At 57.1% G+C, this 17,587-nt stretch carries 14 protein-coding genes; 8 read left to right on the forward strand and 6 right to left on the reverse strand.

The window, feature by feature from the left end; genetic code table 11:
• The first annotated feature begins 8 nt into the window (after positions 1 to 8).
• The 3 genes from rplI (at position 9) to ACY692_RS05165 (ending at position 3,381) form a co-directional block, all read left to right on the forward strand.
• Entirely contained in the window at positions 9 to 521 is a 513-nt protein-coding gene (gene rplI / locus ACY692_RS05155; RefSeq protein ID WP_462324275.1) for a 50S ribosomal protein L9, read from the forward strand.
• Entirely contained in the window at positions 463 to 1,938 is a 1,476-nt protein-coding gene (dnaB, locus tag ACY692_RS05160) for a replicative DNA helicase (protein WP_462324276.1), read from the forward strand. Before rplI ends, dnaB begins: the two co-directional genes overlap by 59 nt.
• 141 nt (positions 1,939 to 2,079) lie before the next feature.
• Positions 2,080 to 3,381, forward strand: a complete 1,302-nt coding sequence (locus ACY692_RS05165; protein ID WP_462324277.1) for a phenylacetate--CoA ligase family protein — start codon at positions 2,080 to 2,082, stop codon at positions 3,379 to 3,381.
• Positions 3,382 to 3,510: 129 nt separating this feature from the next.
• On the opposite strand, the gene ACY692_RS05170 is transcribed toward ACY692_RS05165, so the two are convergent.
• The 6 genes from ACY692_RS05170 to ACY692_RS05195 all read right to left on the reverse strand — a co-directional run bounded on the left by ACY692_RS05170 (position 3,511) and on the right by ACY692_RS05195 (position 11,834).
• Complete coding sequence (locus ACY692_RS05170; RefSeq protein ID WP_462324278.1) at positions 3,511 to 4,488, reverse strand: patatin-like phospholipase family protein; 978 nt, start codon at positions 4,486 to 4,488, stop codon at positions 3,511 to 3,513.
• Positions 4,489 to 4,585: 97 nt separating this feature from the next.
• Positions 4,586 to 6,541 carry a PEP/pyruvate-binding domain-containing protein gene (locus ACY692_RS05175; RefSeq protein ID WP_462324279.1) on the reverse strand — a complete coding sequence of 652 codons (1,956 nt, stop codon included), beginning with the start codon at positions 6,539 to 6,541 and terminating at the stop codon, positions 4,586 to 4,588.
• On the reverse strand, positions 6,538 to 8,628 hold the full coding sequence (locus ACY692_RS05180) for an ATP-binding protein (RefSeq protein ID WP_462324280.1): 2,091 nt from the start codon (positions 8,626 to 8,628) through the stop codon (positions 6,538 to 6,540). The genes ACY692_RS05175 and ACY692_RS05180 overlap by 4 nt, the downstream gene beginning before the upstream one ends.
• Positions 8,625 to 9,599 (reverse strand): phosphate/phosphite/phosphonate ABC transporter substrate-binding protein, encoded by a 975-nt coding sequence (locus ACY692_RS05185; RefSeq protein ID WP_462324290.1) that lies wholly within the window; start codon positions 9,597 to 9,599, stop codon positions 8,625 to 8,627. The genes ACY692_RS05180 and ACY692_RS05185 overlap by 4 nt, the downstream gene beginning before the upstream one ends.
• A 370-nt stretch (positions 9,600 to 9,969) precedes the next feature.
• Positions 9,970 to 10,539 (reverse strand): hypothetical protein, encoded by a 570-nt coding sequence (locus ACY692_RS05190; RefSeq protein WP_462324281.1) that lies wholly within the window; start codon positions 10,537 to 10,539, stop codon positions 9,970 to 9,972.
• A 137-nt stretch (positions 10,540 to 10,676) separates the two neighbouring features.
• A complete protein-coding gene (locus tag ACY692_RS05195) occupies positions 10,677 to 11,834 on the reverse strand; it encodes a sulfite exporter TauE/SafE family protein (protein WP_462324282.1) in 1,158 nt (385 codons plus the stop codon).
• 592 nt (positions 11,835 to 12,426) lie between these two features.
• Between ACY692_RS05195 and ACY692_RS05200 the strand changes: the two genes are divergently transcribed.
• The 5 genes from ACY692_RS05200 (at position 12,427) to ACY692_RS05220 (ending at position 17,422) form a co-directional block, all read left to right on the forward strand.
• Positions 12,427 to 12,783, forward strand: a complete 357-nt coding sequence (locus tag ACY692_RS05200; RefSeq protein WP_462324283.1) for a response regulator — start codon at positions 12,427 to 12,429, stop codon at positions 12,781 to 12,783.
• Positions 12,780 to 15,227 (forward strand): PEP/pyruvate-binding domain-containing protein, encoded by a 2,448-nt coding sequence (locus ACY692_RS05205; protein WP_462324284.1) that lies wholly within the window; start codon positions 12,780 to 12,782, stop codon positions 15,225 to 15,227. The genes ACY692_RS05200 and ACY692_RS05205 overlap by 4 nt, the downstream gene beginning before the upstream one ends.
• Entirely contained in the window at positions 15,224 to 16,273 is a 1,050-nt protein-coding gene (locus ACY692_RS05210; RefSeq protein ID WP_462324285.1) for a phosphatase domain-containing putative toxin, read from the forward strand. Before ACY692_RS05205 ends, ACY692_RS05210 begins: the two co-directional genes overlap by 4 nt.
• Before the next feature lie 140 nt (positions 16,274 to 16,413).
• On the forward strand, positions 16,414 to 16,911 hold the full coding sequence (locus ACY692_RS05215) for a DUF456 domain-containing protein (RefSeq protein WP_462324286.1): 498 nt from the start codon (positions 16,414 to 16,416) through the stop codon (positions 16,909 to 16,911).
• Positions 16,912 to 16,930: 19 nt separating this feature from the next.
• Positions 16,931 to 17,422: a CinA family protein gene (locus ACY692_RS05220; RefSeq protein ID WP_462324287.1), complete on the forward strand. Its 492-nt coding sequence runs from the start codon at positions 16,931 to 16,933 to the stop codon at positions 17,420 to 17,422.
• Positions 17,423 to 17,587: the final 165 nt, after the last annotated feature.

A 17,587-nucleotide genomic window follows, 5' to 3' on the forward strand; every position in this document is an offset into this window, starting at 1 on the left:
GTTGCCTTATGAAACTTATCTTGCGAGCAGATATCGATCATCTTGGAAGGCTCGGTGACATGGTTACCGTCAAGCCCGGGTATGGCCGTAATTACCTCGTCCCTCAAGGATATGCCATGCTGGCCACCAAGGCCAATGTAAAGGCCTTTGAGTTCGAGCGCAAACGGTTGCAGGAAAAAATGGACGCCATCCGTTTCGCCGCCCAGGAACTCGCCGACAAGCTGGCCGAGGCCAGGGTGGTCATTGATGTGCGTGTGGGTGAAGGCGGCAAGCTTTATGGATCCGTCAGCACTGTCAATATTGCCGACGCCCTGAAGGAAATGGGTGTTGAGGTGGACAAGCGGAAGATCGTGCTGGATGATCCCATCCGTGCCTTGGGCGAGTATACTCTGGAAGTTAAACTGCATCCCGATGTCAAAGCGGAATTGAGCGTCTCGGTCGTACCGCATGGACACAAAGCCGATGAACCAGAATCCGAATCAGAAGAACCCGCAGCTGAACCAGTTTCAGAAGAAGAATAACGCCGGTTCTCCACATACCGCATCCAAGGGGTCGGCAGCAGGTCTGGATAAGGTCTCTGCCGACCTTTTACGTAAACTCCCCCCCCAGAATTTGGAGGCCGAGCAGGCCGTTCTGGGCGGGGTTTTTTTGCGCAACGGGGTGTTCCATTCCCTGGTGGATATTTTGGTCGAGGATGATTTTTATTCTCCGGTCCACAGGATGATTTTTGCCGCGTTCCAGGATCTGTATCGTCGGAGCATTCCCGTCGATCTCTTGTCGGTGACGGAATTTCTGCAGGCCAATGGCAACCTGGATAAGGTGGGCGGGGGGATGTACCTGACCTCGCTTGTCGAATCCGTTCCCAACGCCGCGAACACCCTCTTCCACGCAAATATAGTCAAGGAGAGAGCCCTCCGCAGGGAGTTGATCGGAGCGAGCACGGACATCCTTTCCCAGTGCTTCGATTCTTCCCAGAACGTGGAGTCCCTGCTCGATCAGTCCGAGCAGAAAATTTTTTCCATCTCCGAGGCCAAGGTCAAACCGGTGTTCCGGTCGGCCAAGGACCTGGTTGCAGACGTTTTTTCCGAACTGGAAAAACGGGTCGAACGCAAGGAATTGGTCACCGGAGTCCCCACGAGCTATCACAAATTCGACGAGATGACCGCAGGGCTGCAGCCCTCAGACCTGATCATTGTTGCAGGGCGTCCGAGCATGGGGAAGACCGCCTTTGCCCTGAATATGGGCATGCGGGCCGCCGTCATGCATGAGGTGCCCACGGCGGTCTTTTCTCTGGAAATGTCCATGGAACAGCTGATGATGCGTATGCTCTGCTGCTGGGGAAAAGTGGATTTGAGTCACCTGCGCAGCGGTTTTTTGGACGACGAGGATTGGAAGCGGCTCTATGAGGCTGCCGAGGTTCTTTCAAGGGCCCCTATCTATATTGATGACACCCCGTCCCTCGGGACCATGGAAATGCGCGGACGGTGCCGTCGCCTCAAGGCCGAGAAAAATCTCGGTCTGGTCATCGTCGATTATCTCCAGCTGATGAAGGCCAGTCATCGTATCGATTCCCGGGAACAGGAGATATCTGAAATTTCAAGGACCTTGAAGGCCCTGGCCAAGGAGATGCACGTGCCCGTGGTCGCCCTGTCCCAGCTCAACCGCAAGGTCGAGGAACGGACCAACCGGCGACCCATGCTTTCCGATCTGCGGGAATCCGGGGCCATCGAGCAGGATGCGGATGTCATCGTCTTCCTCTACCGGGACGATGCCTACAATCAGGCTGAGGACAATCCCAAGAAGGGGATCGCCGAGATCATCATCGGCAAGCAGCGTAATGGACCGACCGGAACGGTAGAACTCACGTACCTCAATAAATACACTGCCTTTGAAAATCTCGCCAATATCGCGCCTTCCGAAGAAATGGCGGGCAATTAGGGACGGTAAGAAAATCAAGAAATTGGTGGAGCGGCCCCCCTTTCCAATCTCTTATGTCCCCAAAATCCCCAAACTCTCTCAAATTTCCAAAATTTTTCAAATCTCCAAAATTTCTGACCTGTAGCCCAAGGACGGGGAATCATGACCAACGATGTGTTCCACAAGAATGAATTACTCGACCGGGAATCCCTTGACACCCTCCAGGGGGTGCGTCTCAAGAACGCGGCCTTCCAGGCCAGCAAGTCCAGGTTCTACCGGGACCAATTGTTCAGGGCCGGGGTGCGCATAGCTGATATCAATTCCGTCGAGGATATCCGCAAACTTCCCTTTACCACCAAGGACGATCTGAGAGAGCATTACCCCGACGGCATGCTGGCCATGTCTATCGAAGAGATGAACCGGATGCATGCCTCGTCCGGCACCACGGGTTCTCCCACCTGCGTGTTCTATTCGAAAAACGATATCCAGACCTGGGCCGATCTCATGGCCCGGTCCATGTATGGCGTGGGTATCCGACCCGAGGATGTTTTCCAGAACATGTCCGGTTACGGGCTGTTTACCGGTGGCCTCGGCATCCATTATGGGGCCGAGCGCTTGGGCTGCTGCACCATCCCTGCAGGGGCGGGGAACAGCAAACGGCAGATCAAGTTGCTCAAGGATTTCCACGTTTCTGTCATCCATATCATCCCCTCTTATGCCCTACATTTGGCGACGGTATTCGAATCCATCGGCATGGACCCGCGCTCTCTTGAGCTGCGTGTTGCGGTCATCGGTGCGGAGCCCCACTCCGAGGCCGTACGTCGGCGGGTGGAAGAAATCTATGGGATCAAGGCGTATAATTCCTATGGGCTTTCAGAGATGAATGGCCCGGGCGTGGCCTTTGAATGCATGGAGCAGGACGGCATGCATATCTGGGAGGATGCATATCTGGCCGAGATTCTTGATCCGGAAACCCTCGAACCCGTGCCTGACGGCGAGATCGGGGAACTCGTCCTGACCACCCTGGCCCGCGAGGGTATGCCCCTCATCCGGTACCGGACGAAGGACCTGACCCGGTTCCTCCCCGGTGACTGCCCGTGCGGCCGGACCCATCGTCGGCTCGACAGGATTCTCGGCCGGGCCGATGACATGATCATTCTCAAGGGGGTCAATATCTATCCCATGCAGATCGAGCGGGTGCTCATGGGGATTCCGGAAGTGGGTCAGAACTACCTTATCGTTCTTGAACGGGAAGGATTTCTGGACCAGATGCGGATAAAGGTCGAGGTCAAAGATGATTTCTTTGTAGAGGACATGCGGGTCTTGAAGGGATTGCAGCAGTCCATCGCCCGCAAGCTCCGGGATGAAATCCTGATCACCCCAAGAGTGGACCTGGTCGAGCACAACACCCTCCCCTGCAGCCAGGGTAAGGCTAAAAGGGTGGATGACCGCAGGGATTCCTAGGTTTCGACCAGCTCGTTTTGTTCCCGCCGACCGGTAACCAGGATGTATCAGCACGCACAGGGCCCACCAGAAATATTCTGGTGGGCCCTGTGCGTGCTGCGGGAACAACACCCTAACCTTCTCGGATTATTATCTGTCCGTTTTTTTGATCCCATCCATCATTTCTCGGACGCTTTTCTCTCCGGCGGCAATGGCCTCGTTGGCCAGGTGTATGTCCAGGAAGCTGATTTGCCGGGTGTCCGGTTTGAGGAGAATGTCCGGCGGATCCTTTGCCAGGCGGGTTTCCTTGAGGGCATTTTCCATAATGTCGATGGTGTTCGAGAGGATCTCGAACAGAGAGATATCCTGCGAGCCATTGTCATTTTTGCGCTGGATGAGTTTGTTGAAGAATTGGCTCGGAAAAAGATCATGGCCTTCCAAACGTTCGACCCAGGAGGTGATGAAATTTTGCTGGCTCAGAAAAGAAGGCAGGGGCTTGGATCGGTTGGCACCGGGGATTTTTCCCTGGATCTTGGATTTGATGAATTTGGAGTTGACGTCCACCCCGATGACCAGATCCGCGCCCATGGCCCGACAGATATCGATAGGCAGGGGGTTGACCAGGGCTCCGTCCAGCAGGATACGACCGTTGTCCTGCGCTGGGGTGATGAAGCCTGGAACCGATATGGTCCCTCTGAGTGCCTTGCAGATGTCCCCGGTTTGGGCCACGACCTGGTCGCCCGTGCGGGCATCGGTCATGACCATGGCCATGGGAATGTCGCAGTCCTCGAAGCGGGGCATGTTCAGATACTGACGGTGGAATTCGATGAATTTATTCCCCTCGATCAGTCCGGATTTCGGGAGAACCAGGTCCAGAATGTTTAGGGTGTCTTTGCGGGTCCATTGCCTGAGTCTGGCGGTATAGGCTTTGAATCTCCCGGCTGTATACATGGACCCCATGATCGCGCCCACACTGGTTCCGGCCATGCAAAAGGGGGTGATACCCAGTTCCTCAAGGGCTTGGAGCATCCCTATATGGCTGATGCCCCGGGCCGCACCGCTGCCAAGGGCGATGCCGACCTTGGCAGAATGGAGTTCGTCCATGGAAATGTGGCGATAGAAATGCATAGGCGGTTTTAGGTTTTACGTTCCAGGTTTTAGGTTCCAGGCCGGTACCCTGTGTCCGCAGTCCCGGTCTTTATTCCTGCCGACATTGCCAATACGGTCAACGCCGGTCACTCCCCCCCACCCCCTCTTTATCCCTCTGCGCGGCAACAAGCTTTCCCACAACGGCCAGCCGTTTCTGGATGAGGTTTTCCTCCATTTTCCGGCATCGCCCTTCGAGCATGTTGCCCTGGAGACTGGTTGCAAAACCATAATCCTCCAATGTTGTTTTCATGTCCACGATCAAGGGGGCCGGCGGGGGGAAGCCGGTTGATTTGTATCGGAAGCCGATATGGTTCTGGGTAGGATTCGGGCCGCACACCGTGTCGATTTCGGCAAAATCCGGACCGGCTTGGATGCTCATATGCAGATAGGTCCGTGATAGGATGGCGTGGCCGAAGAGGTGGGGGGGGGCTGCGGCATCGGCGGTATCGTCGTCAAGGCCCTTGGACGCGATGGTTGACTCGATGCCGAACCACAGGGCCCACATGGGAATGGATTTGAGTTCGTTGGGGTCCACCGTGCTCTTGCCCACGGCGGTAGGGAAAAGACCGTCGGCAAGGTTGAGGACCCAGATCCTGGCCGGCGGATCGTCGAGTAGCTTGGTTCCCTCGAGTCCCAGCCCGGAACGGTTGACCAGGGCGAACATCTCTTCGATGCCCCTGTCCCTGGCAAAAGTGATCATATCGTACATGGACTTGATCCGTTCCGGTGGAACATGCTGTTCCACACCGACAGGGGGCAGGGATGATCGGCCGACAGCGCTCAGGGTCTTGTCGGAGCGTTTTCCAACGGATGTTTTTTGGGGGTCGGGTACCACCGATGTTATCCAGAACCGATGGCGCGTATCCAGAACCCAGTCGATAGTGTGGTTCGCTGCGAGAAGTTCCTGGATGGCCAGCCCATGGATGGTCAGCTGTTTGGCGTTGCGTGGACTCATGAACGGGGGATCCGGGTTCAAAAGCACTCTGTGGCCTTCGTCCCTGGCCAGCAGCATGGTTGTGTCTTCTGGGCCGGACGATGCGGCGTCGAGGACGATGGAAACCATGTCCCGTTTTCGGGTTCTTTCGGGCAGCGAGTGTATTGCCTCTGTGGGTTCGGGCTTGAACCATCCCGATCCGACCTGTGCGGGCAGAACCTGGGCCATGACCACCATGGGGGCCTCGCTATCGGCCAACCCCTGTGCGATGCGTTCGGCGATGCACTCGGGCCGGTATTTGACCCGCACACATTCTTTCCAGGCCCGGAGAATATTCGAAAGGGTGATGCCTGAGAGTCTGACGTGATGGGCCCCCAGTCCACGGGTGGCAGGGGTACGTCGCGGGTCCGCGTCCAGATCCACGGTCCCGGATCCGCCCACGAGGTCCAGGGTGGCGATTTCCATGGCATCGGCCACGCCGGCCGGGATGGGGGCTTCGAGGATAATATCCTGCAAGGTCCGGGACAGGGTTTTTAGTTTGTCGATCTGGCGGAGGTCGACGTCCCGGAATATCTTGTCCAGTTTCGGTCGGAGATCATTGGCCTCGATGAAATAATGGTATGCACTGGAGGAAATGACGAATCCTTGGGGGATCGGCAGGGCGGAACCGCTTTCGGCCATGATCCGGGACAGGGCTGCCGAACCGTCATTGGCGTGTTTTTTTCGTTTGAATGCCCCGGCCAGGGGAAAGACAAAGGGGGGACGTATCTCCGGGTCGTTCACGCTCACGGCCATGTGCATGTAGAAGCTGGTCTTGGAGACATAATCCATGAGGTCCATGAATCTGACCGGGTTGATCCGCTGCAGATGTTCGAGCATCCTGCGTACATGGATATCCAGGCGTGATGTCAGGTACAGGATCCTGGACCAGTCCGCCATGGGGCTTTGGGAATGGAGCTCCTCGATTTCGGCGATGATCCCCAGGCAGGTTTCGTCCTCCCGCATGAGCCGGGCAAAGGCATTGTACTTGGAGCGAAGGATCGCTCCGGGAGGAAAGGTTTCATAGGTCCAATGGGAAAAGATGTTGCGCAGACTCATGGGGTTTCCGTTCCCTTCATTTGCGGATACACGCAGTATCCCGGTCCCGGTTCCTGGACCGGTTCCAGGGGCAGGGTGACCTTGAAAACAGTTCCCGGTCCGCCGTCGTCGGGCATGTCTTTGGTCCTGAATTCGGGGGGCAGGGGGCTGGTCGCCTCGATGGTCCCATGGTGGTCCTGGATGATCCCAAAGGAGACGGATAGTCCGAGCCCGGTTCCCTTGCCCGTTGGTTTGGTGCTGAAAAAGGGATCAAAGATGGAGTTGATTTTTTTCTGGGGAATCCCGTATCCCGAGTCCGCGATCCAGGCGGTGATGGTCATGTCGCTGACGTCGAGTCGCGTTCTGACCAGGATCACCCCGCCGCCTTCCAAGGCATCCATGGCGTTGGACAGCAGGTTCATCCACACCTGTTTGAGTTTTTCCGGATCGCCCTGGATGATGGGGAAGCGGTCGTCGAGTTCGGTGATGATCTTCACATGTTCGAGCTGAAAGCTGTGACGGACGAGATGGATGACCTCCATGATAGAGTTGTTGAAGCACATGATCACCTTCTGGCTCTGGCTCTGTCTGGAAAACCCGAGCATGTCCGCGACGATCTTCTTGCAGAAATGGGTCTGCCTGATGATGGTCTGCAGGTCGTTGTAGATGGGGCCGTCTTCTTCCACGTCTTCCTGAAGGAGTTGGGCGTAGCCGAGTATGATCCCCAGCGGGGTGTTGATCTCATGGGCCACGCCACCGGCGAGCTTGCCCAGTGACTGGAGTTTCTGGGACTGGATGAGCTGATCCTGATAGCTCTTGAGTACGCTGATGTCCCTGGCCGTGGAGAGTACCCCGGTGATCCTGCGGTTCTGGTCGCGCATGGCCAGCCTGATGACATGGAACCAGTGGACGGAATCGCTGTCATGTTCGGGCAGGAGCTGTTCTTCGTTTACAACCGTCCCGGTGAGCAGGATGTCCTGGGCCTGTGCCATGCGCGATTGGGCAATATCCGGGGGGAAGAGATCCTTGTCCGTGCACCCGACCACGGTGTCCACGGTTTTACCCACGAACCGGGCAAAGGCGGTGTTGGCCGCTATATATTTATGGTCCGGCCCGATCAGGCCGATGAGATCCGGGGAGACGTCGAGGATGGTCCGCAGGAATTTTTGCTGCCGGGCCATGTCCTTTTCGGCCTGTTTGAGATCCTCGATGTGCGAGCGCATGGTCAGGGCCATGATGTCGAAGGTCTCCATGAGTTCCTGGATCTCGTCCCCACTGCGGTTTTTGAAGACCGGGCATTTGCGGCACACCGAGAGTTTTTCCGGAAAGGGCATACCCTTGCACTCGGGGCATTGGGTGTTGGACAAACACCAGCAACGGTATCTCGTGTTGCCCCAGGCCACGCAGGAGGTGCGGTTGCAGTCCCTGATCTCCCAGCATTTGGTCACCGGTCCCGGATAGGTGGGCTGGTCCATGTTTCCTTTGACGATGGCCTCGGCATGGTGCTGGAGGAGTCCGATCCTGGAGGTGATCCGCCGCGAGAACAGGGCGGAGAGAACGAAAGCCGCACACAGGGTCAGTCCGGCTATGAGAATGATGGTCAGGATGAGACCGTGGATGACCTGCTGGATCTTGTTCTGGGAAAGACCGACCCTGACCGTGCCAAGACGCTTGCCTTCAATAATTACGGGCGTTGCGAAATCATAGATTTTTTCCGTGCCCGTATCGATGGTCTTGGTCCCTGTAGTCGCGGAATCAGTGCTCTGGTTGGCCTGCTTGAGGTCCGAGGGGAAACCCTGCTCAAAGGTGTGCACCAGAACCCGTCCCTGTTTGTCCTGGATGAAGACATAGGTCACGTCCTCGTCGACCTTCATGAGTTCGTCGACCATCCCCTTGAGGGCGAGCATGTCCGTTGCCAGCAGGGGGTCGGTGGCCCGCAGGGCGAGATTACCCGCCATGACCTTGCCCTGTTTGAGGAACTCGTCGATCAGGGCCCTGGAGGTTATGGGGGTGACGAAAAGGGTGACCACCAGGGAGGAAAAAAGAACGATCAGGGCGATGCCGATGTTGACCTTTGTCCTCACGCGCATGCGTGAAAAAGTCTTCACGAGTCACCCCCGGGGTCGTCCATATGCCGGCATGGCGGAACAGGTCCAGGATCGTCATGGGCCAACCGGTCGGCCAACCGCCTGATGGGATCGTAATCTTTGTCCACCGTGGGGATGATCCCGTCCATGTCCGCGGTATGGAGGATCGCTGCCTGCTCGGGATCGTTCAGGGACAGGGCAAACATGGCCCGGGAGATTTGGTCCACGATCTGTTGATCGAGGTCCTTGCGGGCCGCATAGACCCAGCTGGGATAGGGGGGGGTCGTGGCGATGATTTTGATGGAGTCGGGCTCGATTTTTTGTTCGACAACCTGGAGAGCACCTTCACGGATGGAGGCTATATCGTATTTTCCGGCGTACACGGCCAGGATGGCTTTTTCCTGCTTGCCGGCCGGACCCGGAGCGAAGTCGATGCACGAGAAACTGTCCTTGGAAATCCCGTGATCGAGAAAATAGCCCAGGGCCAGGAGGTAGCCACCCGTGGAAAGCGGATCCACGGCGATCCACCGTTTGCCCACGCAGTCGGACAGCCGATTGACAAAGGGATTGTCGGCCCTGGCGATGATCTGTCCACGGAAGGTGGGCTTTCCCGAGGATGGTTCGATAATCCGCGCAAAGGCCCGGGCTCCGGTTCCGGCCAGCCGCACGTAGACCATGGGATTGGAAAAGGAGATGTCGATCCTGTCCTGTTTGACCATGTCCAGATGTTCGTCGAACGTGTTCGGAAAGACCTGACGTATGGCCAGGCCGGTCTTCTGCGCAAGATAGCGGACAAGGGCATTGTGCCGCTTGTACGAGACCGAGTGGGAGTACTGGGGCAGATACGCATAGGTCAGGGCCCGCTCCTGTCTGGGCCGATGGATGGTCTCTCGCTTGTCCATGTCCACATGGACGACCTCTTCCCCCCGGTCGCACCCAGAGACCCATGGAAGGATGAGCAACAATCCAAGGAGCACAACGCAAAAGCGCATGCGGCAGGAGAAAGGGGATTCAGACATTGTATAAACCCGTTTTATGTTTTATATTGCAAGGATCAGGATACAATTTGAATACATATACTGTATAGTAAGAATTTATGCTGATTCAAGAATTACAGGTTGATATGTAAAGGTGATTCACGAGTCGCCCGTTTGGACAAGCACATGGAGGCGAGAGAAAACAAAAAACGCTGCATGGAGATATGCTTTCCATAAAAGAAATTCTGTAATGTCAAAAATTGTGTATACAGCCCCTCCTGTGGGCTGCAGAAACGGTCGATCCATGAATCGCCCCTACGAGTTGTGGTGCTTTATAGTATGCTATGGGCATGCACCATCATGAAACGTAAAACATAAAACACCCCTATCCCTCCCACGGAGCCATTGTCTCCGAAAGTTCGGCATCCTCCCTGTGCATGGCCGCGATCCGGGAGAAAAGGGGGAGTCGGTGTTTGATACGGGAAAAGAGGACGCGGAGCACGATGTAGCTGCCGATCAGGGCGAAGGGATATTCCGGTCCCCAGCCGATTCCCGGGATGGTGGCTATAGTGATTCCGGAAAAACGTTCCTGCATCCAGCCCAGGGCAAAGGGGAGCGGCCACAGCGATACGGCGAACAGGGCGGCCTGGGCAAAGAAAACCTTGCCGAAATATTCGTTGGCCCAGGAATTGGCTGATTTGTATACGGATTTGTTCTTCTGTTTGATGGCGTCCACCGAGATGTTGTGCATGCGGATCATTTCCCGGTTGAGGCGGGCGTAGTACTTTCGGTTGGTCAGATAGACCAGGGCCATGGACGCTTCGCCAAGCACGATGCAGGCCATGGCTAAAATAACGGTGCCGAACCAGAAGGACAGTTCAGGAGATCCGGAAAAGATCCGGTAGGGTGCGATGAGGACGGGATCAAGGATGGAGAGAATGGTGGTCCAGGTCATGGGCGTGTGCCGGGTGAAAGAATGGTGGATTTATAAAAATACGTATAAATGTTCCCGCGGTTCAGGTCAAAGCAAAACGGCCCGGCTCTCCATGTGGTGAACCGGGCCGTACTTCATACCTGTGGATGGTCCTGCCTCTAGAACGGTGGCAGGAGGCTAAAGCCCAGGAAACCCTTGGAGGAATATCTGATACCCACGTACAGGGCAAGGACCACGAAGAGTCGCTTGAGCCAGACATCGGGGATGTACTTGGATGTCCGGGGGCCGATGAAGGAGCCGACAAGCACGCCGAGCAGTTCGATACCGATGAGCGGCCAGAAGACCGGAGTGTCCTTGACCACCATGTACGTGAAGATGGAGGTGACCATGCCCACGAGAACGGCAAAGGAGGACGTGCCGGCAACCAGGTACATGGGCAGACCGGCAACGCTGGTCAGAAAGGGGACCAGGAGAAAACCGCCGCCCACGCCGAGGAAGGAGGCCAGGGCCGCGATGACGAACCCGCCGCAGATGGGAACCAGGGGGTTGAAGGAAAATTCAACGCCGTAAAAGGTGAAGGAGCATTTTTTCAGGCTGAAGTTCAGGACCTTGACACCCTGTTCCTCGGTGGAGGCCTGGGCGCGGTTCTTGCCTATGTTGGCCTCTTCAAAGGCCTTGGCGGCTGCCCGGGCCTTTTTCTTGCCCGCCTGCCCCTTGGGAGTGGTTTCGTAGAACAGGTAACAGCCCAAAAAGAGAACGAACAGGCCGAAATAGCCGATGTAGGACGTGAGGGAGATTTTGCCCGCGGTCAGCCAGGGAACCAGATAGGAACCGGCAATGGAACCCGCTGCCAGGCAGAGGCCGAGGGGAAGGACCAAACGTCCCATCTTGTAATAGTTGAACGACCCCGAGGCCGCGGAGGTACCTACCAGCCACTGGTTGGACACACGGATGGAGTCGGTGACCAGCTTGTTCAGGACCGGGGAGGTTTTTTTGAATCCCGAGGCGAAGTTGCTCAGGCCGAAGATGGTGATATGGCCCACACCGGCCATGATGCCGCCAAAGGCCCCCACCGTGGAAAAGATCCAGCCGACCCAGATGGCCCAGAAAAAGGCCACGATGAGGCTGATATCCGGGGCCCCCGGGATGCCCAGAAAGCCTGTCGGGGCCCCCGGATTGATCTGTCCTTCTCCGGTTCCCTTGGGGGTTGCATCGATGGCTTCCTGCAGACGGTCGGCCCAGACGGGATCGAACCAGATGGCAACGGCCATCAGGGCCAAGCCGATGACGATCAGCTGCTTTTTTGAAAAACTCATGGTGTTCTCCTTGCGATGTGGTGGAAGGTAGGGATCCGCGTTGCCTTGAACAGACCATAACCGTTTTTTGTCTTTTTGGAAACGATCAGCGGATAAAAATGTCGAAAATGGGTCGTGCGGTTGAGGGTTGGGGGTGTGGGAGCTTACGTCCCTTGCCGGGTGGTAAAAAACGGGGCCATGCCTTGGGACGGGTCGCCCCGTGATTGGAGTGGTTTTGTATGGGCCTGGTTATGGAAAGGCAAAAATGGGAAAAAAAGAATTTTTTTGGACAATATTTTCTAAAATATCCGATAGGAAGGATCGTATTTTGTGATTTTTGTCACGAATAAAATAATTATTCTTTTATTACAAATCTATACGTATAGCTTAAAAAATTTCTATAACTTTATGATGCGTTTTTGATGGATTGCATATGGAAAGGCAGGCATCCCCGGGCAAGTAGAGGGGAGCTTGTATGGATTTTGGTCTGACCAGGCACGCAAGCACCTGGGTACGGGGGGGGGGCTCGGGGGTGCCATCTGTGTTTTGACCTTTGTTCAAGGGATGCATAAGAAGGGTATGAACTACCTTTCATCATGACCTGGGAGACGCCATGGCAAATATAGTCGTACTCGATGATGTCCAGGATGCGGGCATCCTCATAAAGCGCATTCTTTCCCGCAAGGGACACACCGTCCACGCCTTCACCGAAGAGGAAGAGTGCATCGATTTCGCCCGTAACACCCCGGTTGATTTGGCGATTCTGGACATGAAGCTCAAGAAGATGAGCGGGATGGACGTTCTTGAAGAGCTGATGAACATTTCAACCGATATCAAGGTGATGATGCTCACGGGCTATCCCACCCTGGAAACGGCCCGGGAATCTCTCAACCTGGGAGCCGTTGAGTATTGCGTCAAGCCGATCGATAAAGAGGAATTGGAGGCCAAGGTTGCCGAGGTGTTGGGGTGAGCCGTTTTGCTGCCATGACGCATCCCTCCCTTTCGCATCTGGCCCGCAGGGTTTTTAGACCCGGCACGCTCATGCGTGAGCGGTACAACGGCTTCATGGAGCTGCTCCATTACGACAATATCGGCCTTGAGATCATCGCGGATCTGCAGGAGATCCGTCACGGGCACGAATGCGCCGACTGGGCCAGGATCGACTGGCTGGTCCGCAGGGTGATCAAGGCGACCAGGAGGATGATCCATGCCTTTGGAGCCATGTCTCCTGGTTCGGCGCGGGATATTCTCCAGTGGCATGATCGTGTCGCAGCGGATATTCTTGCAGGCTGCTCCCTTCCTGTTCTTCCCTCGGATCCCCCCTATCTCCTGGACCTGGATGGTCACCCTCTGGAAGAACATCTTGTCGGCGGCAAGGCGGCTGCCCTGTCCCGGGTCATGTCCCATGGGGGGATCCATGTCCTGCCCGGTTGTGTGGTCACTTCCAGGGCCTGGCAGCTTTTTGTGGAGCACAATGATCTGCGTTTCAGGATCGATCGGGCCCTGCAGAGCGTTCGGCCCCATGATCATGTGAAGATGACCAAGCTTGCCGAGTACATGCAGAATCTGATCCTGGAGAGCGAGGTTCCTGAATCCGTGGCCGGGGAGTTGTCGTCCAGGGTCCGTTCGTATTGCCGGACATCACCGGATTCCCGATTCATCCTGCGCAGCAGCGCTGTGGCCGAGGACGGATCATTTTCCTTTGCCGGGCAGTATGAAAGCATCCCGGACGTGTCTTTCGGAGGGATTACGGAGGGGTATAAACGGGTTCTTGCGGGCAAGTACAGTCCCAATGCCCTGTTCTACCGCATCCATCACGGATTTACGGACACGGAAACTCCCATGGCCGTCCTGGTGCAGCCCATGCTCAATCCGGTCGCAAGCGGCGTGGTATACACCCGTGATCCTGCGGGGGGGGGCGATATGCTGGGGATCTATGCAGTGCGGGGCAGGGGAGAGGCCCTTATGGACGGCCAGGTGACGCCCACTGCCGGTCTGGTTCCCCGCTGCGGTCCGTTCTGTGGTGGAGGGATCGAACACTGTCTGGACGAGGAGGTCTGTACGACGCTGGCTCGATCCGCCCTGCAACTCGAAGAGATCCAGGGGGAACCACAAGATGTGGAGTGGGCCCTGGACGCGCACAACCGGTTGTTCATCCTCCAGACCCGTCCTTTGACGGCAGCGTTCGACACTGTGGGGGCACGAACATGCCATTTGGCCGGTGGGTCCGCGGTACACAATCCTCTGCCCATATGCCTCAGTCGAGTGGCTCCGGGAACGGCGTATGGACCCGTGCATGCGATAAAAGACTGCGGTCGTCCAACAGATGTTCCCCTTGGATCCATTCTCCTCGTCAGATCCCTTCGGCCCGAATTGGCCTCGCTGCTGGACCGGGTCCGCGGTGTTCTTGCCGAGTCAGGGAGCCGGGCCTGTCATTTTGCCGCGGTGGCGCGGGAATTCGGCATTCCTGTGCTGGTGGGACCCGGGGTTGACGGGATTGCGTCCATGTCGCCCTTCGTGACCATGGACGGCAACAACGCCCATGTCTATCCGGGACGCGAAGAAGGGCTCCTGAAGGCTGCTGTTCGCATCGAACCCCGATCCTCACCGGTTGCGAACCGACTTGACCGGATTATGGACCGGATTGGAACGCTCAATCTTACGGACGCCATGTCTTCGGATTTCAATCTCGAGCATTGCAGCTCTCTGCACGATGTCATCCGACTGGTGCACGAGATGGGCGTCCGCACGATGTTTGCCCTGGTCGACAAAACAGGCCGAGGTATGGGGCGGGCCAGAAAGCTGGAGTCGGAACTCCCCCTGTCCATGCGTATCGTGGATCTCGGGGATGGGCTGAATAGTGACCACAGACGGACAGCGGTCGGCCCGCAAGAGATCCGCTGTCTGCCCCTGCGGGAACTCTGGAAGGGACTCGCCAGTCCGGACATCTTTTGGGACAGCAACATGCCGCATATGGACTGGGAGGAATTCGACCGGATCAGTGCCGGGATTTTTGGTGCCAAGAGCGCGCTTTTGGCCAGCTATGCCGTTGTTTCCAAACGCTATATGCACGTACTTCTCAGATTCGGGTACCATTTTTCCGTGGTCGACAGCCTGCTCGCGGAAACCTCCAAGAACACCTATGTGAATTTTCGGTTCAAGGGGGGCGGGGCGGATATGGAGGGACGACTTCTGCGCCTTACGTTCATTGCCCGAGTGCTCGGGGAAAACGGGTTTGGAGTGGCTGTGAAAGGCGACAGGTTGGACGCGCACATGAATCGGTTCTGCGTGGAAGAGACCCGAACCGGGCTGGTCCGTCTGGGACGGGTACTGGCCATGACCCGGCTCATGGATATGCGTTTGAACGCACCGGAACAGATCGACCCCCTGATCGAGGAGTTTTACAGCGGATGACCATACAACGATCCTCCTTGACCTGGGTCACGTCCCAATTGGCCGTGGGCAGCGCGCCCATGTCCCAGGTGCAGCTCGAGGCATTGCGCGCCCAGGGGATCGGGGCCATTCTCAACCTCTGCGGCGAGTTCTGCGATCTGCACACCATTGAGCAGGATCACGGGTTCGAGGTCTATTATCTGCCCATCGATGATGAGGATGCCCCGGATCTGGCCACCATGGAGCCCACCTTGGAGTGGCTAGATGAGGCCCTCTATCTGGGTAAGAAGGTGTATATCCATTGCCGCCACGGCATCGGCCGGACCGGGACGATTCTTAACCTCTACCTTCTGCGCAAGGGGCTCGGGCACAAGATGGCTGCGAAGATCCTGAAGAATCTGCGTGCCAAACCGGCCAATTTCGACCAGTGGTGGACCGTGCGCAAATACGGTCGCAAGACCGGCAAGCTGACCCTGCGAAAACCCAGCCTGGAAGTCCGCAAGAGCGTGGACCTCGAACCCTTTCTTCAGGAATACGAAAATATCCGGGACGAGGTGGACCGGTTGCGTGCCGGGATCAAGGGGCTGTCCGTATGCGGACGGGATTCCATTGCCTGCTGCACCACCCCGATCCGGATGCCCCTGGCCGAAGCCGAATACCTGCGCAAGGTGCTTGATACCCGGCTGCCCAGTGATGTGCGCAAGGAAATCATCGAGCGGGCGGCCCGGGTGGCCCGTAAGGAACGGGCGGCCAAGGGAGAGGTCCTGGCCGAGGGCAGGCATTGTCTGGTGGGAACCAAGACCCTGTGTCCCTTTTCCGAGCAGGGCTCATGTCTCATCTTTGACCACCGCCCCCTGCAGTGCAGGACCCACGGGATGCCGCTGACAGCGGCCCACGATCTCTGGGAGGAAATAGCCCCGGCGCTGGACCAGATTTCGGCCGATCTTTTTTTCGGGCTGACCGGTGCCTTCCCCCCGGCCGACCTGCCGCAGTTTTCCCTGCCGGATGTGGCCTCGGGGAGGTATACGTCCATGTTCTTTCATCTGGTCAAACAGGGGAAAGGATAATGGGCCGGCAAAGAGTACTGGAAGTGGTCAAGGAGGGGACGATTGTGGCCCCGTCAGGGTGATTGTGCGGGAGAGGCGAGATGCAAGGCAGAAATGCTATTGTTTTGCGATTGATACCGGGTCCGTTTTAGGAGAACATATTGATTCTGGCCATCCTTTTCGTCGTTTTGCTGCTACTTTGCTTCTGCACCCATTTTGTGGGTTTGCCGGGCAACTGGTTCATTCTGGCCCTTTTCGGGATCTGGAAATGGATCCATCCCGCGGCTGGCATGGGGTGGACGTTTTTCGGCGTGCTCGCCGGATTGGCACTTGTGGGTGAGGGGCTCGAATATGTGACCCTGTTCTGGAGCGGGAAACGGTCCGGCGGGACGAAAAAGGGAAATTTCGGGGCCATGCTCGGGGCCTTTGTGGGTGCTGTTCTGGGAGCGCCCTTTTTTTTCGGGGCCGGGGCCATTCCGGGGTCCTTTGCCGGGGCCTATCTGGGGAGTCTTGGGCTGGAACTTCTGGGGGGCATGGCCTTTGCCGGGGCCAGCCGGGCGGCAGTGGGGGCCATGTGGGGCAAGGTTTTCGGATTGATCGCCAAGATGGGCCTTGGCGGAGCCATGCTCTGGATGGGCGTCCCGAGACTTTTTGCATGAGAGGCAGCGTGAGGAAATCATGATGGAAAAGAGCATGGAATGGTTGGTCGGTGAGCTGGGCGATCTTCTGAGGGCCAAAGGAAGGACGATGGCCACGGCCGAATCCTGTACCGGCGGACTGGTGGGCCACGAATTGACCAATGTATCCGGAAGTTCGGACTGGTATCTGGGGGGAGTCGTGTCCTACAGCAACGCACTCAAGATGGGACTGCTGGGAGTGGATGGAGAAATCCTTCAAACCAGCGGAGCGGTGAGTGCCCCCTGCGTCCGGGCCATGGTCGAGGGCGTGTGCAGAGTGACCGGCGCGGATGTAGGCGTGGCCCTTTCAGGCATAGCCGGGCCTTCGGGGGGTACCCCGGACAAACCCGTGGGCACGGTCTGGATCGGCTGGTATGTCCACGGGCGGACATGGGCCGCGTGCGAGCATTTTTCAGGGACCAGGTCCCAGATCAAACAGCAAAGCGCAAAGGCGGCTATAGCCGGTCTGGTCCGGGAGATGACCACCGGATAGAGACAGCAACGCAGGCAGGAGACCCCCCCCCGTAGGGGCAGGTTCCATACCTGCCCCCTGAGGATACCAGCAGCAACGCAGGCAAGAGACAGCAACGCAGGCAGGAGACACCCCCCCGTAGGGGCAGGTTCCATACCTGCCCCCTGAGGATACCAGCAGCAACGC

The sequence above is a fragment of the Desulfoplanes sp. genome (assembly GCF_054921335.1).

What these genes read in the sequence shown, in the direction of transcription:
- dnaB (WP_462324276.1), top strand. Translation starts at nt 463, where the DNA reads ATGAACCAGAATCCGAATCAGAAGAACCCGCAGCTGAACCAGTTTCAG.
- ACY692_RS05175 (WP_462324279.1), bottom strand. Translation starts at nt 6,541, where the DNA reads ATGAGTCTGCGCAACATCTTTTCCCATTGGACCTATGAAACCTTTCCT.
- ACY692_RS05185 (WP_462324290.1), bottom strand. Translation starts at nt 9,599, where the DNA reads ATGCGCTTTTGCGTTGTGCTCCTTGGATTGTTGCTCATCCTTCCATGG.
- ACY692_RS05195 (WP_462324282.1), bottom strand. Translation starts at nt 11,834, where the DNA reads ATGAGTTTTTCAAAAAAGCAGCTGATCGTCATCGGCTTGGCCCTGATG.
- ACY692_RS05210 (WP_462324285.1), top strand. Translation starts at nt 15,224, where the DNA reads ATGACCATACAACGATCCTCCTTGACCTGGGTCACGTCCCAATTGGCC.
- ACY692_RS05165 (WP_462324277.1), top strand. Translation starts at nt 2,080, where the DNA reads ATGACCAACGATGTGTTCCACAAGAATGAATTACTCGACCGGGAATCC.
- ACY692_RS05170 (WP_462324278.1), bottom strand. Translation starts at nt 4,488, where the DNA reads ATGCATTTCTATCGCCACATTTCCATGGACGAACTCCATTCTGCCAAG.
- ACY692_RS05200 (WP_462324283.1), top strand. Translation starts at nt 12,427, where the DNA reads ATGGCAAATATAGTCGTACTCGATGATGTCCAGGATGCGGGCATCCTC.
- ACY692_RS05190 (WP_462324281.1), bottom strand. Translation starts at nt 10,539, where the DNA reads ATGACCTGGACCACCATTCTCTCCATCCTTGATCCCGTCCTCATCGCA.
- rplI (WP_462324275.1), top strand. Translation starts at nt 9, where the DNA reads ATGAAACTTATCTTGCGAGCAGATATCGATCATCTTGGAAGGCTCGGT.
- ACY692_RS05220 (WP_462324287.1), top strand. Translation starts at nt 16,931, where the DNA reads ATGATGGAAAAGAGCATGGAATGGTTGGTCGGTGAGCTGGGCGATCTT.